The organism is Neisseria elongata subsp. elongata (genome assembly GCF_900113545.1).
Taxonomy (GTDB): Bacteria; Pseudomonadota; Gammaproteobacteria; order Burkholderiales; family Neisseriaceae; genus Neisseria; species Neisseria elongata.
This window is the reverse complement of sequence record NZ_FOPS01000006.1, coordinates 86,415-110,020: the sequence shown is the minus strand read 5'-3', so window position 1 is coordinate 110,020 and position 23,606 is coordinate 86,415. Positions and strand designations below refer to the sequence as shown.

21 protein-coding genes and 2 pseudogenes are annotated in these 23,606 nt (G+C 53.5%); 10 read left to right on the top strand and 13 right to left on the bottom strand.

Annotated features, from left to right (window positions below; all coding sequences use genetic code 11):
- Positions 1-44 precede the first annotated feature (44 nt).
- The 3 genes and pseudogenes from BM261_RS07455 to BM261_RS07440 all read left to right on the top strand — a co-directional run.
- Positions 45-1,304, top strand: coding sequence for an HNH endonuclease (locus tag BM261_RS07455; RefSeq protein ID WP_074897026.1), 1,260 nt, complete (start codon positions 45-47; stop codon positions 1,302-1,304).
- Positions 1,305-1,319: 15 nt separating this feature from the next.
- Positions 1,320-1,799 (top strand): SMI1/KNR4 family protein, encoded by a 480-nt coding sequence (locus BM261_RS07450; protein WP_074897022.1) that lies wholly within the window; start codon positions 1,320-1,322, stop codon positions 1,797-1,799.
- 403 nt (positions 1,800-2,202) lie between these two features.
- A pseudogene (locus BM261_RS07440) lies at positions 2,203-2,532 on the top strand (hemagglutinin repeat-containing protein); the annotation flags it as partial.
- A 261-nt stretch (positions 2,533-2,793) separates the two neighbouring features.
- On the opposite strand, the gene BM261_RS07435 reads toward BM261_RS07440, so the two are convergent.
- Entirely contained in the window at positions 2,794-3,315 is a 522-nt protein-coding gene (locus tag BM261_RS07435) for a single-stranded DNA-binding protein (RefSeq protein WP_074897016.1), read from the bottom strand.
- A 3-nt stretch (positions 3,316-3,318) separates the two neighbouring features.
- The gene (locus BM261_RS07430) at positions 3,319-4,701 is read right to left on the bottom strand and encodes an MFS transporter (protein ID WP_074897013.1); all 1,383 of its coding nucleotides are present in this window, start codon (positions 4,699-4,701) and stop codon (positions 3,319-3,321) included.
- 277 nt (positions 4,702-4,978) lie between these two features.
- On the opposite strand from BM261_RS07430, the gene trpS reads away from it, so the two are divergent.
- The 3 genes from trpS (at position 4,979) to acpS (ending at position 7,316) form a co-directional block, all read left to right on the top strand.
- Complete coding sequence (gene trpS, locus BM261_RS07425; protein WP_074897010.1) at positions 4,979-5,989, top strand: tryptophan--tRNA ligase; 1,011 nt, start codon at positions 4,979-4,981, stop codon at positions 5,987-5,989.
- A gap of 70 nt (positions 5,990-6,059) precedes the next feature.
- Positions 6,060-6,848 carry an RsiV family protein gene (locus BM261_RS07420; RefSeq protein WP_074897138.1) on the top strand — a complete coding sequence of 263 codons (789 nt, stop codon included), beginning with the start codon at positions 6,060-6,062 and terminating at the stop codon, positions 6,846-6,848.
- Positions 6,849-6,938: 90 nt separating this feature from the next.
- Positions 6,939-7,316, top strand: coding sequence for a holo-ACP synthase (gene acpS / locus BM261_RS07415; protein WP_074897006.1), 378 nt, complete (start codon positions 6,939-6,941; stop codon positions 7,314-7,316).
- 75 nt (positions 7,317-7,391) lie between these two features.
- On the opposite strand, the gene BM261_RS07410 is transcribed toward acpS, so the two are convergent.
- Together BM261_RS07410 and BM261_RS07405 are read right to left on the bottom strand one after the other, a co-directional pair.
- Positions 7,392-7,859 (bottom strand): type IV pilin protein, encoded by a 468-nt coding sequence (locus BM261_RS07410; RefSeq protein WP_074897003.1) that lies wholly within the window; start codon positions 7,857-7,859, stop codon positions 7,392-7,394.
- A 77-nt stretch (positions 7,860-7,936) separates the two neighbouring features.
- The gene (locus BM261_RS07405) at positions 7,937-8,323 is read right to left on the bottom strand and encodes a type IV pilin protein (protein ID WP_074897000.1); all 387 of its coding nucleotides are present in this window, start codon (positions 8,321-8,323) and stop codon (positions 7,937-7,939) included.
- Positions 8,324-8,754: 431 nt separating this feature from the next.
- Here BM261_RS07405 and BM261_RS07400 point away from each other — a divergent pair, with 431 nt between their 5' ends.
- The 4 genes from BM261_RS07400 to BM261_RS07380 all read left to right on the top strand — a co-directional run bounded on the left by BM261_RS07400 (position 8,755) and on the right by BM261_RS07380 (position 13,930).
- Positions 8,755-9,930 (top strand): MacA family efflux pump subunit, encoded by a 1,176-nt coding sequence (locus tag BM261_RS07400; RefSeq protein ID WP_074897136.1) that lies wholly within the window; start codon positions 8,755-8,757, stop codon positions 9,928-9,930.
- A 96-nt stretch (positions 9,931-10,026) separates the two neighbouring features.
- Positions 10,027-11,964, top strand: coding sequence for a MacB family efflux pump subunit (locus tag BM261_RS07395; RefSeq protein ID WP_074896997.1), 1,938 nt, complete (start codon positions 10,027-10,029; stop codon positions 11,962-11,964).
- 217 nt (positions 11,965-12,181) lie between these two features.
- On the top strand, positions 12,182-12,472 hold the full coding sequence (locus tag BM261_RS07385) for a helix-hairpin-helix domain-containing protein (protein WP_074896993.1): 291 nt from the start codon (positions 12,182-12,184) through the stop codon (positions 12,470-12,472).
- Between the two features lie 75 nt (positions 12,473-12,547).
- Positions 12,548-13,930, top strand: a complete 1,383-nt coding sequence (locus tag BM261_RS07380; RefSeq protein ID WP_074896990.1) for a TolC family protein — start codon at positions 12,548-12,550, stop codon at positions 13,928-13,930.
- 179 nt (positions 13,931-14,109) lie between these two features.
- Here BM261_RS07380 and BM261_RS07375 read toward each other — a convergent pair whose 3' ends face one another.
- The 9 genes and pseudogenes from BM261_RS07375 to BM261_RS07335 all read right to left on the bottom strand — a co-directional run bounded on the left by BM261_RS07375 (position 14,110) and on the right by BM261_RS07335 (position 23,487).
- Positions 14,110-14,631, bottom strand: a complete 522-nt coding sequence (locus tag BM261_RS07375; RefSeq protein ID WP_074896987.1) for a protein disulfide oxidoreductase — start codon at positions 14,629-14,631, stop codon at positions 14,110-14,112.
- A 57-nt stretch (positions 14,632-14,688) separates the two neighbouring features.
- Positions 14,689-15,822: an AAA family ATPase gene (locus BM261_RS07370; RefSeq protein WP_074896984.1), complete on the bottom strand. Its 1,134-nt coding sequence runs from the start codon at positions 15,820-15,822 to the stop codon at positions 14,689-14,691.
- A gap of 32 nt (positions 15,823-15,854) precedes the next feature.
- Positions 15,855-16,655, bottom strand: coding sequence for an RNA ligase family protein (locus tag BM261_RS07365; RefSeq protein WP_074896982.1), 801 nt, complete (start codon positions 16,653-16,655; stop codon positions 15,855-15,857).
- 610 nt (positions 16,656-17,265) lie between these two features.
- The gene (locus tag BM261_RS07355) at positions 17,266-18,465 is read right to left on the bottom strand and encodes an NYN domain-containing protein (protein ID WP_074896978.1); all 1,200 of its coding nucleotides are present in this window, start codon (positions 18,463-18,465) and stop codon (positions 17,266-17,268) included.
- A gap of 20 nt (positions 18,466-18,485) precedes the next feature.
- Positions 18,486-18,592: pseudogene (locus BM261_RS12450) on the bottom strand (IS5/IS1182 family transposase); the annotation flags it as partial.
- A 79-nt stretch (positions 18,593-18,671) separates the two neighbouring features.
- The gene (gene glnA / locus BM261_RS07350) at positions 18,672-20,090 is read right to left on the bottom strand and encodes a type I glutamate--ammonia ligase (protein ID WP_074896975.1); all 1,419 of its coding nucleotides are present in this window, start codon (positions 20,088-20,090) and stop codon (positions 18,672-18,674) included.
- A 124-nt stretch (positions 20,091-20,214) separates the two neighbouring features.
- The gene (gene speD, locus BM261_RS07345; protein WP_074896972.1) at positions 20,215-20,619 is read right to left on the bottom strand and encodes an adenosylmethionine decarboxylase; all 405 of its coding nucleotides are present in this window, start codon (positions 20,617-20,619) and stop codon (positions 20,215-20,217) included.
- A complete protein-coding gene (locus BM261_RS07340; protein WP_074896969.1) occupies positions 20,616-22,295 on the bottom strand; it encodes a DUF4178 domain-containing protein in 1,680 nt (559 codons plus the stop codon). Before BM261_RS07340 ends, speD begins: the two co-directional genes overlap by 4 nt.
- Positions 22,296-22,386: 91 nt before the next feature.
- Complete coding sequence (locus tag BM261_RS07335; protein WP_074896967.1) at positions 22,387-23,487, bottom strand: hypothetical protein; 1,101 nt, start codon at positions 23,485-23,487, stop codon at positions 22,387-22,389.
- Positions 23,488-23,606: the final 119 nt, after the last annotated feature.

Genomic DNA, 23,606 nt, shown 5'->3' with positions numbered 1-23,606 from the left:
TTGCAAAGGTCTCAGCCTTTGTTTAACGCCGCCGATCCAGCGGGTTGCAAAGCGCAGTCAATGCCGCTGCGCCCTATGCCTCCGAAGCAATAGGCAGGACATTTGGACACGGTGAAAACAAAAATGAAACCGCTCAGGCAATCGGACATTTCCTTTTAGGTGCAACTATCGCCCGCGTCAACGGTGGTAATTTTGCTGCCGGCGGCTCGGCAGCAGTTGCAGCTGAAAAGGCAGCGGAACATCTTGCCCAACGGTATAACGACGGTAAAACCGCAATCGATCCGCAAACAGGCGAGTTCAATGCCAACCTGTTGCCGGAGCATATCAAAGAAGAAATCAAATCAAAGAGCGGGGTGATTGCATCGCTAACAGGAGCGGCCATAGGAGGCACGCCGGTAGACGCGCAAACCGGAGGGGCGGTTGGGCAGAATGCGGTAGAGAATAATTCAGTGGGTATATCATATTCTGCTTGGAAAAAAGATCAGGCTTTAATGAAAGAAGATCCTGCCGCTTATTCGCAATTACAAACAGAACAACTCCAGGCTATTAACTTTTTGATTGACTTTATTCCAGTTATCGGAGATATAAAAGGTTTTGCAGAAGCAGAAACCAAAGGCGATTATTTCTTTGCTACTGTAGGAATAATCCCACTTTATGGAGATGCTGCCAGAAAAGTCCATCAAGCCGAAAAAGCTTATCAGGCAGCCAAAGCCGCTAAAAATACAGAAAAAATGAAGGCCGCAATAGATCAAGCCCGCAGTGGAGTTGATCTGCCTTATGATTCGAGACAAATTCGAGCTGAACTGGAAAAAAGATATGGGGCAGAAAATATTACATCTACAACAGTCCCTCGGAAACCACAACAGAGTGTAAACAATCAAAATAAATCTGATTATACTTCAACTGTTACCTCCAATTTAAGTGGAAAATCAGTTCGTGTAGATTATAAAGACCCTGTTTCAGGGAAAAGTTTGGTAGCTAATATCGCTTATGATAGCCGTGGTTTGCCTATTTTTGATAATGTAGCGAAATTTACCACACGATTAGATACTTCTTTATCAACTACCAGACAAATGAGAGCGGCTACAAGAAGCTTGCGAGATGCAATAGAAAAGGGGGTAATTCCTAAATCAAATTTTACTAGCACACAGTTAGAAGATATTATGGCTGGAAAACGGACTATTAATGGATATATTTGGCATCATAATGCACAAAGTGCACCAAATAACATGCAGCTAGTACCATTGGAAATACATGATGCAGTTAGACATACTGGTCAAAATACATTAAAAAAAGGACGTTAATCAAGGAAATGAATAATGAAAAAATTAAATATCTGGAGAGATGAAGGAAAAGTTTCTGCTTCAATCATTGAAAAATTTGCAGAAAATTTAGGTGTAACATTCCCTAGATTGTATATATATTTGATAAGTGAACATGATTATTTATATCCCGAAGAAGATTGTTTTATTTTTATTGATAATAATAAGAATACAGATGACAGAAATATTTTATTTTTAGGATATAAAAAAGATGCCTCCTGTCATGAAAATATCTATACCTATTCATGCATTGATGATGAATATGGCTATGGAAACCAAGTTGTTGCATTTGGAATAAGTGCAAATGGCGATTATATTTGTTTCGATTACCGTAAAAATTCAAGTAATCCATCCATCGTACTTATGTATCATGATGAATTTTACGAAGATGAACTAGGTAATACCAAGATGATTACAGTTCCCATCGCACCTGATTTTGATAGTTTTATAGATAAACTTTATCAAGATGTAGATTAACTGGCACTACTAACCAGCATAGCCTGTGTAACCAACCAAAAAAGTGAAATGGTAGGATGTGCATTCATGCACACGCGGTTTTGGTTTCGCTGAACTCCGTTTCAGGCTGCCTTAAAACCACTTACCTTTCCTTTTTACTTTAACTAATCGTAACTCTAAACTATGCCCACTCCCCCCTAAACATCCTCTCACCCAAGCTCTATCCCAGTGAGCCATATAACGAAAGCGAAGCAGCTGGTGCTATCACTTGGTTGTGGTATCAATCCCATGCACCGCCAAGTGCCTATTGCCTGTGTAAAAAAAGAAAATCAACTCACCGAAAAAACCAAGCAAGAAGAATTAAGCACATGACAAAAAACCGCGTATATCCTTGCCCAAGCGGTATTTAGAAGCAGCGGTTGCAGCAGCAGAAGTCAGCATTTCCATAACCTACGGCGAACAGCAAAACCGACAAACCACCCAAGTTCAAGTAAATCAAGCCCAAGCCAGCCAAATTCAAGCAGGCGGTAAAACTACCCTTATTGCCGGAGGTGCAGGCAAACAATCCAATATCAACATCACAGGATCGGATGTTTCAGGTAAAGCAGGAACCGGCCTGATTGCCGATAACGACATCACACTCCAATCCGCCGAACAAAGCAGCAGCGAACGCAGCAACAACAAAAGCAGCGGCTGGAACGCAGGTGCTGCCGTATCATTCGGACAAGGAGGCTGGTCATTAGGCGTTACCGCAGTTCTACTGTAACCCATAACGTCGAATAGAAATCAGGTATCCCTGTTTCCTTGTTAACCAAAAGGGGAAAACGTTCTCCATTTTGGAAAAGGACTGTCTCCAATTTATACATTATGCTTAAATTTACAAAATTAATATATATAAATACTAACGAATTCAATGCAATCTGTAAAGATTAATGTAAAAAAATAGAAGCCTTGTTTTAAAGGGCTTCTATTGGTGCTTTTGAATTATATTTTACATATTTTTCTTATATGTAACTCAGAACGGGATGTCGTCATCGATGTCATCTACAGGCTGGGCGGGTGCGGCCGGAGTTTGGCGGCGCGGCGCGGCGGGCGGCTCGCTGTTGTAGGCGGGCTGCTGTTGTGCTTGGTAGGGCTGTTGCTGATATTGTTGTTGCGGTACAGGCTGGTAGCCTTCGTCGTAAGGCGCACTGCTGCCGCTGCTTTGCCGTCCGCCGAGCATTTTCATTTCGCTGCCGATGATGTCGTAGGCTGTGCGCTCGATGCCGTCTTTACCAGTGTATTTGCGGCTTTGGATGCGGCCTTCGATGTAAACCTGGCTGCCTTTTCTCAGGTATTGTCCCGCTACTTCGGCCAAGCGGCGGTAGAGGGTGATGTTGTGCCATTCGGTGCGTTCCTGGCGCTGTCCGGTTTGGCGGTCGTTCCATGTTTCGCTGGTGGCGATGGAAAAGTTGCAGACGGCCTCGCCGTTGGGCATGTAGCGCACTTCGGGGTCGCGGCCGAGGTTGCCGATAAGGATGACTTTGTTTAGGGACATTTTTTATACTCCTGAGATGATGTTTTTGGCTGCGGCTTCGTCGAAACCTTTTTGCAGGGCTTTGATGTAGACGGTTTCGCCGTCGCTGCTGAAGCTGATGTGCTCCACGCCGGCTACCTTGCCGAGTGCGAAGTGTAGGGCTTCCTGCCTTCCGTGCCAAGATGTGCCGATTTTAAAGGCAATGTTTTTAACCGGTTTCGGTGCGGGGCTGAGAATGGCGCTGACCAGCCAGGCGGCGGTCAATACGAGTGTAAACGAGAGGACGGCGTACATGCCGTAATTTTGGTAGAGCGTGCCGCCTATCAGTCCGCCGCAGAGCAGGCCTACCGATTGCAGGGTGTTGTACACGCCCATGGCCGTGCCTTTCAAATCGGCGGGGGCGATTTTGGAAACCATGGACGGCTGGCTGGCTTCCAAGATGTTGAAACCGATAAAGTACACAATCAGGCAGGCGGCAATCAGCCACAGGGAGTGCAATGACAGCATTAGGCCGGTAAGGGCGGCGAGGATCAGCACGATGCCGGAGATGAAAACCTGTTTGAGACGGTTGCGCGTTTCGCCGACGATAATCGCGGGAACCATCAGTATCAGGCCGAGCAGGGTGGCGGGGAAATAAATTTTCCAATGTACGGTTTTGTCCAAGCCCAAATCGACCATGATGAAGGGCAGGGTGGTAAACAGAGCCATCATGCCGCAATGCAGGGCGAAGATGCCGAAATTGAGGCTCATCAGGCGGCGGTCGGCAAACACTTCACCGAAACGGGACGGCTGCGCCTGCGCGTCTTCGTGCAGTTTGGACACGGCGGGGTCGGGTGTCCAAAACGCCACCACGGCCATGCTGGACAAGGTCAGCAGGCCCGTCATGATAAACAGGCCTTTCACACCGATGACGCTGGTCAGCATCGGAGAAAGAATCAGGCTGGCGGAGAAGGTAATGCCTATGCTCAAGCCTATCATCGCCATCGAACGGGTGCGGACTTCCTCACGCGTCAGGTCGGCCAGCAGCGCGGTTACCGCGGCACTCACCGCCCCTGCGCCCTGCAATGCGCGGCCGATGACGAGCATTTCCAGCGAATCGGCCGAAGCGGCAAGAAAACTGCCGGCGGCAAACAGCAGCAGGCCGAAATAAATGGTTTTCTTCCGGCCGAAACGGTCGGAAGCGATGCCCAGCGGAAGCTGCATCAAAGCCTGCGTCAGGCCGTACATGCCCACGGCCAGGCCGACCAGGGTTTTGTTGTTGTCCGCGCCGGGCAGGCCGTCGGCATACAATGCCAGCACGGGCAGCACCAGAAACATCCCCAGCATCCGCAATGCGTACACACCCGACAACGAAGTGCTGGCACGCCATTCTTCGGGAGTCATTTGGGTTTGGTTTGATCGAGCCATCTTTTACCATCCGAAAGGCCGTCTGAAAAACATAACACCGCACAGCGGCTGCATTTTTGCAGGGGAGGCCGTCTGAAAACTGTATAAAGCGGCGGATTATATACCAATCGCGGCAGGAAACCACCGACAGATGCCGCGCGGGCAGGCGGCCGAATCTGCTACAATCCCCGCTTTACCGAACAGCCGTGCGTCTGAAGCGTTTTTCAGACGGCCAAAATATATAGGGAGGCCGTCTGAAAAAAGGCACACCGCGCGGCACAGCAAGAAGGATTACACAATGAGCAAGAAACGCGTCCTCACCGGCGTAACCACCACCGGCATCCCGCATCTGGGCAACTACGTCGGCGCCATCCGCCCTGCCGTCCGCGCGGCGCAAAACCCCGATACCGAATCCTTCCTCTTCCTCGCCGACTACCACGGCATCATCAAATGCCACGAGCCGGAGATGATTCACCAATCCACCCAAGCCGTTGCCGCCACTTGGCTGGCCTGCGGACTCGACCCCGAGCGCACCACCTTCTACCGCCAAAGCGACATTCCCGAAGTGATGGAATTGAACTGGATTCTGACCTGCATCACCGCCAAAGGCCTGATGAACCGCGCCCATGCCTACAAAGCCGCCGTGCAGGCAAACGCTGAAAACAATCAGGAAGACTCCGACCACGGCGTAGAAATGGGTCTGTACAGCTACCCCATCCTGATGACCGCCGACATCCTCATGTTCAACGCCAACGAAGTGCCCGTCGGCCGCGACCAAATCCAACACGTCGAAATGGCGCGCGACATCGCCGGACGCTTCAACCACCGCTTCAAAGAAGTCTTCACCCTGCCCGAAGTGAAAATCGACGAAAACGTCGAACTCTTGGTCGGTTTGGACGGACGCAAAATGTCCAAATCCTACGGCAACACCATTCCGCTTTGGGAAAACGACAAGAAAACCCAAAAATCGGTCAACAAAATCATCACCAACATGAAAGAGCCGGGCGAGCCGAAACAGCCTGACGAAAGCCCCTTGTTTGAAATCTACAAAGCCTTCTCCACGCCGACTGAAACCGCAGCGTTCACACAAATGCTTGCCGAAGGCTTGGCATGGGGCGAAGCCAAAAAACTCTTGGCCGCCAAAATCAACGCCGAACTGGCAGAACCGCGCGAACGCTACAACGAGCTGACCGCCAACCCTTCGCAAATCGAAGACATCCTGCAGGCAGGCGCAGCCAAAGCGCGGAAAGAAGCGCGCGAACTGCTGGACAAAGTACGCGACGCCGTCGGCATCCGTCCGTTGAAGTAAACGAATGGCCTGCCGTATTTCAAAGGCAGGCCGTCTGAAAAGTGAAACTGCTGTTAATTGTGAGGAAAAAATGCAGAAAATTCTAATTTCCCTGCTTTTGGCCGCTGCCGTTCCGGCTTTGGCGCAAACGCCGAAAACCAAAAGCGAAACCGTTAAAGCGGAATACTGCCCAAGGCCGTCTGAAAAACAGGAATGCGGAAAAATCGAGATAACCCGCCTGATGTTTGCCGAACAGGCCCTGACGGCATTCTCCGACGGCTTGTTGTATGACGGTCTTGACGAATTAGAGCTGGCAGATTTCTCGCCAAGCCATGTGCGGAAAAAATTGAAAGAAACAGTAGATGAAACCAAGGACGACGAGGGTAAATACCTGCGTTTGGAATACATTGCGGGCAACACCTTGTTCGGCTATTCGCCCGACTACTTAACCATACGCACCAATATGTGGATTTACGGCGGCGGCGCGCATGGCAATGGCGGCGAATATTTCAGCACGGTTCCGCGTCGGGGCAAAGTAGAAAAACTGACAACGGACGACATCCTTCTGCCCGGCAAGAAAGCCACATTCATTGCCTTGGTAAAAGAAGGAGTGGCTAATGAATATGTGGCGGCAGGCAAAGCTCAAAACCGCCAAGAAGCCTTGGAAATGCTGCCTTCCGGTTTCGATCAAGATTATCAAAAAACGGATTTTAACTGGGCTTTGGATAAAAACGGCCTCTATTTCGCCTTTAATCCCTATTCCCTCGGCGGCTATGTGGATACGGCCTACTTTACCCTGCCGGCCAATAAACTGCAGGGCATCGTCAAGCCGGAATGGCTGCGCCAGTCACAGAGATTTCATAAAACAGCCAAAGACTGAAGATGAAGGCCGTCTGAAACGGTTAAATTGGTTTCAGACGGTGTGAAGTGCCCATAACGGATGCTAGGCAAACGACAGAAAAGGATGAAGATGATTTACGGAATAGGTACCGATTTGACCGATGTGAAGCGTATTGAAAAGCTGCATCAGAAATACGGCCGTGCGTTTGCCGAACGTATCCTGCATCCGGTGGAATTAACGGAGTTTTCCGCTGCCGTGCGGCCGTCGGTTTTTTTGGCCAAACGGTTTGCCGCCAAAGAGGCTTTTGCCAAAGCGGTCGGCACCGGCATTCGGGGAGCGGTCTCACTACAACATATCGGCATCGGCCACGATGTGTTGGGCAAGCCCGAATATTTCTACGCCGCACCGCTGCAAAACTGGTTGGACGAGCAAGGCATCCGCCGCGTGCATTTGAGCCTAAGCGATGAGGATAATCATGTTTTGGCGTTTGCCATAGCGGAAAACTGAGATATACCTGCATAAACAAGAGGCCGTCTGAAAATAAAGTTTCAGACGGCCTCTTTAATATTTTCCGTACGTTTTTCATTCATAAATGATGCAATTGCTGTCGGTGCCGTTGGCGTTGCTGAAATAAGTATTGCTTTCCGAACAGGAAGAAGTGCTGGTTTCGCAGAGTGTCAGTATCATATCCTGATTGATTTTCAATACCCTCGGTTCGCTGTCTTTGTTTAAGGCGACAGCTTTGACGGTAAAGTTGTCCGGAAGGGCACCGCGTGCATTTCCCTGCATCCTGAAGCAGAAATAGTCATTTTGTTTGACAGCCAAATCAGCCCAAGTAGTCGAATTCTTTTTAAAACTTTTATGCTGGGCATAAAAGCGTTCGAGTGCATGTGCATTGTTCTGCAAGGCCGAAGCCGCCTGTTTTAATCGGGCGTCTTTGACATAACGCTGATAGGCAGGCAGGGCAATGGCAGCCAAAACAGCCGTCACCGCAACGGCAAACAATATTTCATACAAACTGAAGCCGGAAATGGAATACTGCCGATTCATTTTATTCCCCCTTTAAAATGAGTAAAAGCGAATCGGCAGTATTCTGTATTTAGTATGATTTGTAAAGGATAATTTTATCAATACATTACGCATTTATCAGCAGCTTCGCAGATGACGACGGTGCCGCTGTCATCTAACTGCAGGAACCGGCTTTCATTGCTGTTGCTGGTACTGTTGGGTTTGGCTGTCAAAGTAAAATGGTTGGCTTCGTAAGAGCCCTCAATGGTGAAAAAACGGTTGTCGTTTTTCAAATTGTCAAAGTCGGTAAATTTACGATTTTGAGCATAATAGCGCTCTAATCGCTGTGCATTGTTCAACAAATCGGCACGGGCATTTTCCAAACGGGAGCTGCGGACGAACCTGTCATAAGAGGGAAAAGCGATTGCAGCAAGAATAGCCACAATGGCAACGGCAATCATTGCCTCAATCAAAGTAAAGCCATGTAGAGAATGTTTGTTCATCATGTTTCAACCTGTAATGTGAAAGCCGCCGTTTAATGTGATGTATTAGGCTGACCTGTTGCAGTGCAACTGCGTAATTATAGCGAACTTCCGTTTAGTTTAGGGCTGGAGCGGGTAAGTAGATGACAGGCGGTTTTTTTGAGTGATAATCGGCGTATTGGAAAATCCGTTTCCGTTGCAGTGAAACAACGGAAATGCCTTAAGCATCGTATCTATCGGCCGGCATATGGATGCGCTATGTAAGCGGTATCATTGTGTTATATGTAAAGTTATTCGGCTTCGTGTAAATCAAAAAAAGTAAAAATACTTTTGAGACAATGAGGTAATAGGGTTCTTGCGTGGTTTGGCTGCTTGGCTGCCTCCCGGCTTTAAAGTACACTTTCTGCCGTTTTTCTTGAATCTAAACCGAATTTGGAAGAAAGCAGTTGTCAATGATGAAAAAAACTGTGAAATGGATTGCGATTCCGGCAGTCGCATTGGTTGCAGCCTATAGCGTATGGTCTTATTTCCAACCCGAACCTCAAACTTCTTACATCACGGAAACGGTCAAACGCGGCGACATTAGCCAGACGGTATCGGCTACGGGCGAGATTTCGCCGTCGAACTTGGTGTCGGTGGGCGCGCAGGCTTCGGGGCAGATTAAGAAGCTGTACGTCAAGCTCGGGCAGCAGGTTAAAAAGGGCGATTTGATTGCGGAAATCAATTCGACCACTCAGGTGAACACGCTGAATACGGAAAAATCCAAGCTGGAAACGTATCAGGCGAAATTGGTTTCTGCCGGAATTGCGCTGAACAGTGCGGAGAAGAAATACAAGCGTGAAGCGGCTTTATGGAAGGAAAACGCGACGTCCAAAGAGGATTTGGAAAGTGCGCAGGATGCGTTGGCTGCGGCTAAGGCGAATGTTGCCGAGCTGAAGGCTGCCATCAAGCAAACCAAAATCTCCATCAATACTGCCGAGTCGGAATTGGGCTATACCCGCATTGTTGCGACGATGGACGGTACGGTGGTGGCGATTCCGGTGGAAGAGGGGCAGACCGTGAACGCGGTGCAGTCCACGCCGACGATTATCCAGTTGGCGAATCTGGATACGATGTTGAACAAAATGCAGATTGCCGAAGGCGATATTACGAAGGTGAAGGCGGGGCAGGATATTTCGTTTACGATTTTGTCCGAACCGGATACGCCGATTAAGGCGAAGCTCGATAGCGTCGATCCGGGTTTGACTACGATGTCGCTGGGCAGCTATACCACCAGCACGGACACGACCTCCAATGCGATTTACTACTACGCCCGCGCTTTGGTGCCTAATCCCGACGGCAAACTTTCTATCGGTATGACGACGCAGAATACGATTGAAATCAACAGCGTGAAAAACGTTTTGCTCGTGCCGACGCTGACGATTAAAAAACACGATGGCAAATCGTTTGTCAGCGTTTTGGGCGCGGACGGTAAAGCTTCGGAACGCGAGATTACGGTCGGTTTGAAAGACAGTATGAATACCGAAGTCAAAAGCGGTTTGAAAGAAGGCGACAAGGTGGTGATGTCGGAAATGAGCGCGGCGGAGCAGGCTGAAGCGGCGCAACGCGCCATGCAGGGGCCGCCGAGATAAATAGGCAACAGGTCGTCTGAAAGTTTTGTTTCTGAGCAAAACTCCCCTTTCAGACGGCCTTTCCACTCCCTACATCATTATCGGTCGGAAACACTTATGAGCTTAATCGAATGTAAAAACATCAACCGCTACTTCGGCAGCGGCGCGAACCGTGTTCATGTTTTGAAAGATGTCAGCCTGTCGATAGAGAAGGGCGATTTCGTCGCCATCATCGGGCAGTCCGGTTCGGGCAAATCCACGCTGATGAACATCCTCGGCTGTTTGGATAGCGCGACTTCAGGTTCGTATCAAATCGACGGCATCGAAACCGCCAAAATGGAGCCGGACGAACTGGCGGCATTGCGGCGCGAACGCTTCGGCTTTATTTTCCAACGCTACAACTTGTTAGGCTCGCTGACGGCGCGGGACAACGTTGCCCTGCCTGCCGTGTATATGGGTATGGGCGGCAAAGAGCGTTCTAATCGTGCGGAAAAACTGTTGCAGGATTTGGGTTTGGAAGGCAAGGAAGGCAACAAACCCAGCGAACTTTCCGGCGGTCAGCAGCAACGCGTCTCCATCGCCCGCGCCCTGATGAACGGCGGCGAAATCATCTTCGCCGACGAACCGACCGGCGCGCTCGATACCGCCAGCGGCAAAAACGTAATCGAAATCATCCAAAAGCTGCATAAAGAAGGGCATACCGTGATTATGGTGACGCACGATCCCGGTATCGCCGCCATCGCCAACCGCATCATCGAAATCCGCGACGGCGAAATCATCTCCGACACTTCAAAAAATCCCGAAATCCCTGAAAGCAAAATAGAACGCATCAAAGAAAAATCTTCGTGGCTGTTTTATTACGACCAATTCGTCGAAGCCTTCAAAATGTCGGTGCAGGCGATTATGGCGCACAAAATGCGTTCGCTCCTGACCATGCTCGGCATCATCATCGGCATTGCGTCGGTCGTGTCCGTCGTCGCTTTGGGCAACGGCTCTGAGAAGAAAATCCTCGCAGACATCAGCGCGATGGGGACGAACACCATCAGCATCTTCCCCGGACGCGGTTTCGGCGACAGGCGCAGCGGCAGGATTAAAACCCTCACCATTGACGACGCAAAAGTTATCGCCAAACAAAGCTATGTCGCTTCCGCTACGCCGCAAACCACCTCCGGCGGTACGCTGACCTACCGCAACACGGACCTGACCGCCTCGCTGTACGGCGTGGGCGAACAATATTTCGACGTGCGCGGGCTAAAGCTGGAATCAGGCCGTCTGTTTGACGAGAGCGATGTCAAAGAAGACGCGCAAGTCGTCGTGATCGACCAAAACACCAAAAACAAACTTTTCGGCGAAGACACCGATCCTTTGGGTAAAACAATTCTCTTCAGAAAACGCCCGCTGACCGTCATCGGCGTGATGAAAAAAGAGGAAAATTCTTTCGGCAACGTTGATGTATTGATGCTCTGGTCGCCCTATACGACCGTGATGCACCAAATTACCGGCGAGAGCCACACCAACTCGATTACCGTCAAAATCAAAGACGATGCAAACACCCAAGTCGCCGAAAAAGGACTGACCGAGCTACTCAAAACGCGGCACGGCACGGAAGACTTTTTCATGAACAACAGCGACAGCATCAAGCAAATGGTTGAAACCACCACCGGCACGATGAAGCTGCTGATTTCTTCCATCGCCTTGATTTCATTGGTGGTCGGCGGTATCGGCGTGATGAACATCATGCTGGTGTCCGTAACCGAGCGCACCAAAGAAATCGGCGTGCGCATGGCGATCGGTGCGCGGCGCAACAACATCCTGCAACAATTCCTGATTGAAGCGGTCTTAATCTGTATCATCGGCGGCTTGGTTGGAGTAGGGCTGTCCACGGCCATCAGCCTTGTGTTCAACCATTTCGTAACCGAGTTTCCGATGGAAATTTCCATCGGTTCCGTCATCGGCGCGGTTGTCTGCTCGACGGCTATCGGCGTGGCGTTCGGTTTTATGCCCGCCAACAAAGCCTCCAAACTCAACCCGATTGACGCCTTGTCTAAGGATTAAAGTTTCAGACGGCCTTTTTAAGTGGGAAGAGGCCGTCTGAAACAAAGCCGGTCGGATACTTGTATCCGACATAAATTCAAATAAGAAATGTCTTTGCCGTCATTACTGTGCAGGCGGGAATGACGGCAGCAAAAGTAGCGTGGGCTTTGCCCGCGAAAACAAGTTGATACATCCGCTTTCAGGTTTTCAGACGACCTCCAAAACCAAAGGCTAAAACATGAGTCCCGACAAAGTACAACGAAGCAAGCTGAATACATTGACTGACCTGCCCAATGTCGGCAAAGCCGTGGCGGAGGATTTGGCTTTGCTCGGCATCACGCAGCCGCAGGATTTGGCGGGGCAGGACGCTTACGAAATGTACGACCGCCTGTGCAGCCTGACCGCAACCCGACACGATCCCTGCATGATCGATATTTTCCTGTCGCTGGTTGATTTTATGCAGGGGAACGAACCGAAGCCGTGGTGGCATTTTACGGAACAGCGAAAAGCGTTTTTAGCCGATAAATAAACGCAGCCGATGAGATTGTTTAGACGACCTCGCTACCTTTCAGGTCGTCTGAAACCTTAAACCGAAAGATACGATATGCAGAAAAAACCTTTTTTTCAGACGGCATTATCCCTGTCGCTCGCCCTTGCCTTAAGCGCGTGCGCGGTCCACAGCACCGACAAAAACCTCACGCTCGAATCGACGGGGCAGGTCATGAGCGCGGCGGAAACCGCCGAACGCTACGACGTGAACGGCAATTGGTGGGAAATCTATCAAAGCCGGCAGCTCAACGCCCTGATGGCACAGGCTTTGGAAAACAATATCGATTTGAAACAGGCGGCCATCAGCGTCAATAAAGCCCTGTATCAGGCGAATATTTTGGGGGCGGATTTGGTGCCGTCGTTCAGCGGCTCGTTGAGTGCGTCCACATCCAAAAACCTGAAAACCGGCAGCCACGGCAACACCTTCAGCAGCCAGCTCGGCTTGAGCTACGAATTGGATTTGTGGCGCAAACTCAGTGCCACCGCCGACGCGCAAGTATGGGAATACCAAGCTACGCAGCAGGATATGGCGAATACGCGCCTGACTTTGATCAATAATGTCGCCGACGCCTATTTTAACATCGCCTATCTCAACGAAGCCATTGAATTGGCGCAAAAATCCCTCAAGCAATATCAGGAAATCAACCGCATTGCCGAAGCCAAGTTCCGCTACGGCAGAGCCGACTCCAGCCAGCCGACGCAGGCGAAACAATCGCTCTTGAGCGCGCAAAACAACCTGATTTCCCTGAAAAACAGCCTCGACACGCAAAAACAGGTTCTACGCAACCTGCTCAACCTCAAGCCCAACGAAGCCATCGCCGCCGACCCAGCACAATACCGACTGCCGTCCGTCAAAGGCGTGAACCTCGACGTACCGATTACCGTGTTGGCGAACCGCCCCGACCTGCGCGCCGCTGAATACCGCCTGCAATCCTCGCTCCAATCCGTCGAAGCGCAAAAACGCAGTTGGTATCCCTCGATTACCTTGGGCGCGAGCTTGAGTACGTCGTCTGAAAAAGCCAAAAGCGCGTTCAATATCCCGCTCTTGGGCGGCTCCGCCACCATCAACCTGCCGTTCCTCAACTGGCAGACCATGAAGTGGAAAGACAAAACCGCCCAAGCCAATTTCGACAGCGCCAAACTCGACTTTGAAAAAGCCCTGACCACCGCGCTGAACGAAGTCAACACCAACTACCTCGCCTACCAAAACGCCCAAGCCGCGCTTAACAACCAAGAGCAGCGTTACGCCTTGGACAAGAAAAACAGCCGCTACTACCAAGTGCGCTACCAACACGGCAAAAACGAGCTGAAATACTGGCTGGAAGCGTTGAGTACAGAATACGGCTCCGCCCAAAACCTGTTGAACCAGCGGTACGAAACGCTGAAATACGAAAACATGGTGTATAAAGCGATGGCGGGACGTTATACGCCGAAGTAGGGATAAGAGGCCGTCTGAAAAATGTTCGGACGGCCTGATGTTTTGCTGCTGCGCCGGTTGTTCGTACGTTGCCGTCGGCTTCGTGTTTTTGCAGGGGATGATGGGCAAAAAGGATACGGAAAACCAAAAGAGGTCGTCTGAAATCGGGTTTCAGACGACCTCTTTTAATTGCCTGATGCTCAAGAATCGAGCAAATCCAATAATCCGATACGCGCGCGCAAACCCCAATAGCCGGACAGTCCCGTCGTGCTGTGGCGCACGCGGCCGTTTTTCACCAAAACGATGGTCGGCGTTACCCGAACCTGCCATTGCCCCGACCATGCGCCGTCGGCATCGTTTACTGTATCAAACTGCCAGCCGTGCGTTTTCAGATATGCACCCACTTCTTCATCGCTGCCGGAGCGCAAAGCCACGCCGATTACCGGAATGCCTTGGCGCGACAGTTTGTCTACCGCAGGCGAAGTATGGCGGCAGATACCGCACCAAGAGCCCCAGAAATACAGCACGGCGGTACGGTTTCCGCCGGCTTCGGCCAGCGTGGGTTGCCGCCCCTGTATGGTTTGCAGCGGCAAAGCGGCCGCCCCGGGCGGCACATTTGGCGCGCGCCACCAGTCCAAGACAAGGCTGACGATGATGAAGGTTGCCGCCATTGCAAGGGCTTGGCGTAAGAATTTGAAAAGGTGTTTGCGTGTGATGTGCATATTATTTGTTTTCGGTTATCAGGATGGGCGGAGGTGTTTTTCAGACGGCCTCCATATTCAATTTTCAACCACAAAATCGACCGTATGCGCTTCGCTGTAATCGGGGATTTCCAGTTTGTTGATCATGCGGTGTATCACATCATTCGGCACGGAATGTTCGCGGTTACGGTTTTGCGACAGCAATTGCGTGTAAGGCACTTCTAAATAAATCAGGTGTACCCGCGCGCCGTAGTCGGCGAACATCGGCAGCCATTTGCTGCGCAGGTCGCGGTTGAGGTTGGTGGCGTTGAAGACAAATGACGTGCGGGCGCGCAGGTGTTCTTTTGCCTGCTCTTTACCCAAGCGCACGGCTTCTGCGGTGTGTTTCGGGTCGGCGGGGTCGAGTTTGCGCTCGCGGCGGATGTCGTCCAGCGACAGCATAGGCAGATGGGCAAGGTGTTGCCTGATGTAACTGTCTTTGCCGCTGCCCGCTATGGCGCACATGGCGTACACGTCAAAGGTTCGGTCGTCAAACGGCTGGTAATCGGGCATTTCGCTGCGGCCGTTGAGATAGAGATAGCGGCCGTAATCGCTGGCAAAATTGCGTGCTTTGCCCCAGCAGCCGTTTTCTTCGCACAACTCGCGGAACAAATCGATGCGCAGCAGGATATCCTGTTGGTCGCGGCATATGCGGCCCAGAACGTCGGCTTTGGCAAGCATGGCGAGGTGGGCGGTATTGACCTGCAAAGAAGCAGCGATGGCGGCGCGTTCCGGACTCGGTTTGTCGATTGCCCACAAAGGCAGCCCGTGCAGACGCACGAGTTTGGCTATCGCTTCGCGCACGGCAAACGGCGCCGCAAGTTCGGTATAAAGCAGGGTGCGTGCGGTGTATTCGCCTTTTTTGGCATGGTTCGGCGACACAATCCGCTCTTTGCCGCCTTGGATTTCGCGCTTGGTGGTACTGCGTTTTTCTACGTCGTGCAACATGGCGGCGGCAAGCAAGATATGCTGCTCCTGCTCGCTGAGTGCTTGGAATTCGGGCAGTTGCAGCAGGGCTTCGCACACCATTTTGGTATGGACGAATACATCGCCTTCCGCGTGCCATTCAGGATCCTGCGGCACGTTTTTCATGTCGGCAAACCAGCTGAAGCGGTCTTCCAAGGCTTGCCAGTCGGGGAGTTTGCCGGGTGTGTAGTGGGGGAATGTCCACATGGTGGTCTTTCTTATTATTGGATGGTTTGACTTCAGGCCGTCTGAAACTGCCAGCTTTGCCAATGGTATTTATCATAATCGATAAGACGGGCGGGCTTCCAAGTTTTTGTCCAATGCACATCGGTTTTAACGTGTTTGGCGCGAACGAGTTTGAAGAGGTTGTCAAACTCGTTGGACTGTACGGGCAGGTTGCCGTTGTTGGTGGCGAAGGCGGCGGCGTTGCGGATGACGAAGCCTTCGCTGCATGCTTCGCCTGTTTTCGGGTCGTAGCCGCCGAGTTTGCCTGCGGTTTGCACGCTGTCTGTCCATGTTGCGCCTAAATTGGCGAGCAGCCATTGCTCCAAAGCGGTGTCTTCGTCGGTATATTTTTGGGTGAAGTCGGCAAGCGGCTGCACGATGGGGAGTTCGGGGACGGTGGGGAAGTCAAACAGCTGGGCATAGAATTTGACTTCTTCCCACGACAGCCAATGTCCGCCGCGTCGGACGGCAAACAGGTAAAAATAGCTTTCCAACTGCGAATAGGCAATAGAGTGGATGCCGTACATGTTTTCGCCGAAAAGTTCGAGGTCACCCAAGTCATCTTTGATTTGCTGCCAGCGTTGCAGCAGCGGTTTGTCCCATGGATGTTGGGTGGGGGCGGCATGGCTGCGGGCATAAAGACCGTGGGCGGCGAAGCAGTTGTTTTGCCCGTCCAGCTTTTCGGTCAATACCAATTGCGGCAGAGTAGCGAAATGCGCGAGGTAGCCGCGGGGCATAAAGCGGTCGTCTGAAGTTGTGCCCAAGCTGATGGGTGCGTGCAGGCTGCGGGCGTATTTTTGCGGGGTTTGAGTCATGTGCTTGGTCTTTCGGCTGGATTTTATTGTCAATCGTTTTTTCAGACGGCCTCCATTATAGTGGATCGGCTTGCATCGGGATAAGGTTGGGCAGGTTTATTTGTCTGATGCACTGAAGGTTAGATGCAATTCATATTGTTCCGCGTGTTCTGCCAAGATGTGCTGCAAATCGCCGATCAGGCGGTTTATGGTTTGTGTGTATACCGCGGTATCGAGTTGGGACAGCGCGTCCAATTCGTCGGAACATTCGATGGTGTTCTGTCATTCCGGCGTGCAGTAGGGCAGGATTTGACGGTAATTTTTCGGCAGCCGCAATGTCCAAATGCCGGCTTCGGGCGGAATGCTGTTCGACTTTATTGCTGTCGGCAGGCCTCATGCCAATAGCGCGATGCAGAATGTCGGGTTTTGGGGGTGTATATGCAGGGTGGCCGTTTTGGGTTTGCCGCTATTGCCGTATGGGCGGGAATAGGTGGTTTGGGAATGGTCGGAAGGCCGTCTGAAAGCGCAGCTTCAACGAAGTTAAAACGATTTGCGGTTTTCAGACGGCCTCTTCTTGGGACGGTTTGGCGGCAGATTGTACCCTGCTTTGAAACGGGCGGTGGTTTTCCGTTCAGCTTTTGGCGGTAAAGCGTTTGTTAATCCGCAGGCGTTCGCCGCGGCCGGCTTTTTTGATTTCCAGCCAGTCGGCGTAGATGGCGTGGATGAGGTTGCGGATGGTTTCAAAACCGTATTGTTGCGGGTCGGTGCCTTGTGCGGCCAGTTGTTTCGATACGTCACCCAACCGCGCCCAGCCTTGTTCGTCGGCGGCCGCTTCGACGGCCTGCTGTACGGTGGCGATGATGCGGGTAACGGGCAGTTTGCTGTTTTTGGCGGCGGGTTCGGGTTTGGCCGGTGCCGGTTGTGCGGTGTCTGCCGTTTGGGCGGGTGCGGCGTTTTCGTTTTTGGCTTGGTTTGATTTTTTGCTGCGCGTTTTGCGTTTCGGTGCGGCGTTGTGGCCGTCTGAAACGGTTTCTTCCGTCTGATTGGCTGCGGCAGGGGTTTCAGACGGCCTTTCCGCCGGTTTTTCCGTGGGTTTGTCGGCAGGTTTGCTGCGGCGGACTTGGAGTTGGTTGTTGTCGGTGCGGTGTTCGAAGATGTCGAAGGATTTGATGAGGTCGGAGAGTTTGCCGTAGCCGTAAAGCCTGGAGTCGAAATCGGGGTTGATTTTGCTGATGTAGCTGCCGATGGGGCCGAGGTTGGCCCAGCCGAGGTCGTCGGCATTTTCGCGCACGGCGCGTTTGAGCAGGGGCAGTACGTCGGGGGCGGCGGCGGATTCTTCGGCGGCAGGGTTGTTTTTGCCGTTGTTTTTCTCTTTTTCTTGGCGTTGTTTTTCGGGACGGAAGATTTCGGTGTAGACGAATTTGTCGCAGGCTTTGCGGAAGGCTTCGGGCGTTTTCTTTTCGCCGAAGCCGTATACGGTCAGGCCGCTTTCGCGCAGGCGGCTGGCCAGGCGGGTGAAGTCGGAATCGCTGGATACGATGCAGAAGCCGTCGAAGTTGCCGCTGTAGAGCAAATCCATCGCGTCGATGACCAGGGCCATGTCGGTGGCGTTTTTGCCTTTGGTGTAGGCGAATTGCTGGACGGGGATGATGGCGTGGGGCAGGAGGGCGGCTTTCCATTTGGAAAGGCCGTGGCTCCAGTCGCCGTAGATGCGTTTGACGCTGGCGATGCCGTATTTGGCGATTTCTTCGAGCAGGCGGTCGATGATGTCGGCGGGGGCGTTGTCGGCGTCGATGAGGACGGCGAGTTTTTTGTTGGCCAATGTGGTCATGGGGACTCCGTGCTATTTTATAGTGAATTAAATTTAAACCAGTACAGCGTTGCCTCGCCTTGCCGTACTATCTGTACTGTCTGCGGCTCGTCGCCTTGTCCTGATTTAAATTTAATTCACTATATCTATTGAGGCCGTCTGAAAACCGTTTTTCAGACGGCCTTATTGCAAATAAGGCAGCCCGTGTGTTCGGGCTGCCGTTTGTTTTACAGGCTGTAATACATTTCGAATTCCAAGGGGTGCGGCGCCATGCGGATGCGGCGTACGTCTTCTTCTTTGAAGGCGATGTAGCTTTCTATCCAGTCTTTGCTGAATACGCCGCCGCGCAGCAGGAATTCGTGGTCGGCTTTGAGGGCGGCCAGTGCTTCTTCCAGCGATGCGCAGACTGCAGGCACTTGCGCGTCTTCTTCGGGCGGCAGGTCGTAGAGGTTTTTGCTGGCGGGGTCGCCCGGATGGATTTTGTGTTGTATGCCGTCCAAACCGGCCATCAGCAGGGCGGCAAAGGCCAGGTAGGGGTTGGCGGTCGGGTCGGGGAAGCGGGCTTCGATGCGGCGGGCTTTCACGCTGTTTACAAACGGGATGCGGATGGAGGCCGAGCGGTTTTTGGCGGAATAGGCCAGTTTGGTCGGTGCTTCAAAATGCGGCACGAGGCGTTTGTAGGAGTTGGTGGACGGATTGGTAATCGCGTTCAGGGCTTTGGCGTGTTTGATGATGCCGCCGATGTAGTAAAGCGCGGTGTCGCTCAGGCCGGCATAACCGTCGCCTGCAAACAGGTTTTGGCCGTCTTTCCAGATGGATTGGTGGACGTGCATGCCGCTGCCGTTGTCGCCCATGATGGGTTTGGGCATGAAGGTGGCGGTTTTGCCGAAGTTATGGGCAACGTTTTGGATGACGTATTTCATGTCCTGCGTTTGGTCGGCGCGGCGCACCAGCGTGTTGAAGCGGGTGCCGATTTCCATTTGGCTGCCGGTGCCGACTTCGGCGTGGTGGACTTCGACTTCGATGCCGATTTCTTCCAGGATATTCACCATGGCCGAACGCAAATCCTGCCCTGCGTCCACCGGTGCAACGGGTGCGTAGCCGCCTTTCACGCCGGCGCGGTGGCCGGTGTTTTGGCCGTCCAGATGCAGGCCGCTGGCCCATGCGCCGCTTTCGGAGGTGATTTCGTAGCGGGTTTTGTGCATGTCGGTTTCAAATTCGACGCCGTCGAAAACGAAGAATTCAGGTTCGGGGCCGAAGAAGGCGGTGTCGCCGATGCCTGAGGATTTCAGATAGGCTTCGGCGCGGCGGGCGATGGAGCGCGGGTCGCGGTCGTAGCCTTGTCCGTTGGCGGGGTCGATGACGTCGCAGGTCAGCACGACGGTAACGTCGTCGAAGAAGGGGTCGATGAAGGCGGTTGCGGGGTCGGGGCGCAGCTGCATGTCGGAAGCCTGGATGCCTTTCCAGCCGCCGATGGAGGAGCCGTCGAACGCCTGGCCGTTTTCAAACCATTCTTCGGGGTCGTCCAATACGATGCGGGCGGGAATGGTGAAGTGGTGCTGTTTGCCTTTGGTGTCGGTAAAACGCAAATCGACAAAACGGGCTTCGTGTTCTTCTATCAGTTTGATAACGTCTTTGACGGACATGGTCTGCTCCTGAAATGGCGGGAAAATGGGACGGCACGCAATATAAACATGAAAGGTAAAATTATCAACAATTTTACACCTTCGGCCGGGATGCTTGTGTTTTAGCTTCGCCGCAGCCGCGCTTTCAGACGGCCTTTTCGATGGTGAGGCCGTCTGAAAGCGGGTTTCCGGCAACGGATGCGGCATTGCCGCGCGGGATGTTCCGCCATTCTGCACGTTTTGCGCCCAGTGCTTCTTCGAGGACGCGGCGGGCGTTTTCAGACGGCATCCGGCCGCAGAGGAAGACATCGACGGCGGCGAAGCCGTATTCCGGCCAGGTGTGGATGCTGATGTGCGATTCGGCCAACAGCAGTACGCCGGTTACGCCGCCTGCGCCGCCGAAGGTGTGGAATCGGCTGTCGAGCACGGTGGCCTGAGCGGCTTCGGCGGCGGCGGCAAGGATGGTTTTCAGACGGCCTTCGTCGCGCAGGAGGGCGGGGTTGCAGCCGTAAAGGTCGAGCAGGCCGTGGCGGCTGAGGCTGCGGGTCATTTGTGGCCTCCGGAGAAGCCGCCGCCGTAATAGCCGCCGCTGCTGTTATAGCCGCTGTAACCGCTGCTGTCGGTGTTGGAAAACATATAGTTCAGGCCGGTGGCCAGTGAGACGACTATCAGGCTGACGGTGAGGAAGCGCGAGAGCGAAGGAACTGCGCCGTCTTCCGATGCCATGCCGAAGTTATAGAGATAAAAGCCCGCGATGCCGACGGTGATTGCTGTCCATTCGCCGTCGCCGTAGAGGAAGGCGGGCAGGTTGAGGACGCACAGGAGGGCGAGGGTAATCCAGACGATGCCCGACGGGGTTTGCCGGTCGTCGCCAGACAGGGTGTTCATCGCGGCCGTCGGTAGGCCGAAGGCTTCGGCAATTTCGCGTTTGCTTGCGGGTTCGCTGCGGCTCCAGGCGATTTCGTTTACGGACAGTTCGGAGCCGATTTTGCCTTTGCCGCTTTTGTAGTCGCTGTGAAAGGTGAGGTCGCGGTGGCGGACGTGCCAGTAGAACGCGCCGGCAGCATAGCCGACACGGCTGCCGTAGTCATAAAGTTTGTCGCCGCCCTGGGGCTGGCCGTGGCGGTCGAGGCGTGGCCAATCGTGGAGGGTTTGGGCGATTTCCCAGCCGCTGTCGGATTCGATCAGCCAGAGGAAGCTGCCGGAGGTCGGATGGTAGAGCAGGTATTCGCGCCAATGGCCTTCGGGGACGACGCCGGTGGGGCGTTTGAAGGCGTACATCAGGTCGAAGGCCGTTTGGGCGTCGAGTTCTTCTTTGTGTACCGCGCCGATGACGATGTAGTTGCGGCCGCGCAGTTTGCCCCTGCTGCCGATAGGCAGGGTAAGTGCTTTTTGCTGGGCGGCGCGCATGGCGTCGGCTTCGATGAGTTCGACTGTGCCGTCGACGGCTTCTAGGTCGCTGCCGCAGCTCGGGCAGAGGATGTTGTTGGCCAATCCGTCCACCCAGTGTACGGGCGAGCCGCAGTTGGGGCAGTTTTCGGATTGGCGCGTGCCTTTCAGACGGCCTGCGCCGGCGGCGATTTGGTCTTCGGTGCGCAGGTTTTCCAGTTGCAGGTCGTCGAGTTTGACGGTGTTGCCGATGTAGAGGGACGGCGGGTCGTCGCCGTAGTCGGTGGTGAGGAAGAGGTTTTCGCAACGCCAGTCTGCGGTTCGGCTTTCGATGTCGCGGTTGAATTCAAACGGCAGCTCGCCTTGCGCGGCGGCGTGCTTCATCGTGACGCGGCGCACGTCGGCGGCCATGAAGCGTTTGCCGTTGTAGTCGAGGGTGGAGAAGCCGGCGCGGATGTCGTCGAAGGGGGGGAGTCGGAGTGCGGATTCGGTTTGCGGGCGGGTCAGGGAATAGATGTCGCCGGATTCGGACAGCCAGCCCGTGCCGCCTTCGTCGAACAGGATGTGCCATTCGTTCCACACGCCCGCGTCGTAGTGCATCTGCAAACGGCCGATGATGTTGAACGCGGCCGTGCCGTAGCGGCCGCGCGTGCCGATTTGCAGCGGGCTGAAGTCTTCCAACAGGGCGGAGTCGCGGCCTTTGTCGATGATGCCGCCGTCTTGGCGTACCAACATGCTGTTGCAGTAGCCGCAGACCAGCGTAACCGAGGTGGGGGAATGGGCGTGTACGGGTGCGCCGCAGCTTGGGCAGTCGGTATGGAAGAAGGGTTCGCTCATGGTCGGTATTTCCTAGGCGGGCGGGTGGCCAATTATAAGGTTTTGGTTTTCAGACGGCCTCTTTGTATGCGGCAGGAGGCCGTCTGAAAAGTTATTCCGCCGTTGCGGGCGGCGTTTGGGGTAGGGCGGCACGGTTGTCTAAGTGTGCGGTGCGGCCGGTTTCGGGGAGGCGGTAGTCGGCCTCTATCAAATAAGTCGTGCCCGCACGGCTCAGCAGGCGCAGGTCGGCGGGGCCGAAGCGGGCCGGTTGTTCACGGCCGCACAGGCTGTCTTCCAAACCGAGGCAGTCGATTTGCCGCAGTTCGCCGTCGCGTCCCTCGGCAATCAGGCGGTGGCGGCAGACGACGGTTCTGTCGGTGCGGCGGTTTTTGAAGCAGGTGTACTGGGCGTTCAGTTGCGCCTGCGTCATGCGGATTTCGCGGTCGGGCGCGGTTATTTCCTGCCGGCGGTGGGAAATGCCGGCGGCGATGACGGCCAGCCCGACGGCGGCAAGCAGTGCCATGATGCAGATAACGGCGATTTTCGCGCTTTTGTCGCGGCGGACGTTTCCGCTGTCGGGCGGAGTGTTGCCGACGTCGAGGTTGTCGCGCAGGCCCAGCCGCAGGCAGAGCAGGCGGCAGAAGGCTGAGGTTTCTGTGTAATCCGCGCCGTAGGGCATCATGAGGTAGCCTTTTTCGCCGGCCGAGGCGTGGGTCAGCATTACGATGCAGCCGCCTTTGGGCAGCCATAGGCCGAAATGGCCGTCGAGTTGCAGCGTTTCACCGATTTTGTTGTGGTGGTAGCGTTGCAGGCGGGCGTTGGCCAAATCGAGGCGAACGAAATCCTGAGGCCGGAAGGAATACATGTTTTCCGTCCTGAGGTTTCCGGAGTCGGGAATCAAGTAAGGGATGCCGTCCGCCATTTTGCCGTCGAACCAAAATAGGCTGAATACGGTGGCTACGACGGACAATAAAATCAGCAGCCCGAACAGCTGGGGCGTTTTCGGCAGCATCCATGCCGCCAGCAGCAATACGTCGGCGGCCAGCATGATGCGGGAAACTTTCCTGCCGCTTGCGGCATCCAAGTACGGCGACGGGCAGGCAAACCATAATGCGTCTGCGCCCGCTTCTAGTTCGCGCGTCAGACGTTGCAGCATTTGGCGGCTGCTTTCCGTCAGGACTTCGGGCGGCAGGGTGGGCGGATGTTTCGGCACGGAGGCTTCCTTGTTTTGTCGGTCGGCTTTCGGCTTTTTTCAGACGGCCTTTTGAATGTGAGGCCGTCTGAAAACGGATTTTGGCGGTATTAACCGCTGAAGGGCGGTTGGCAAACGGG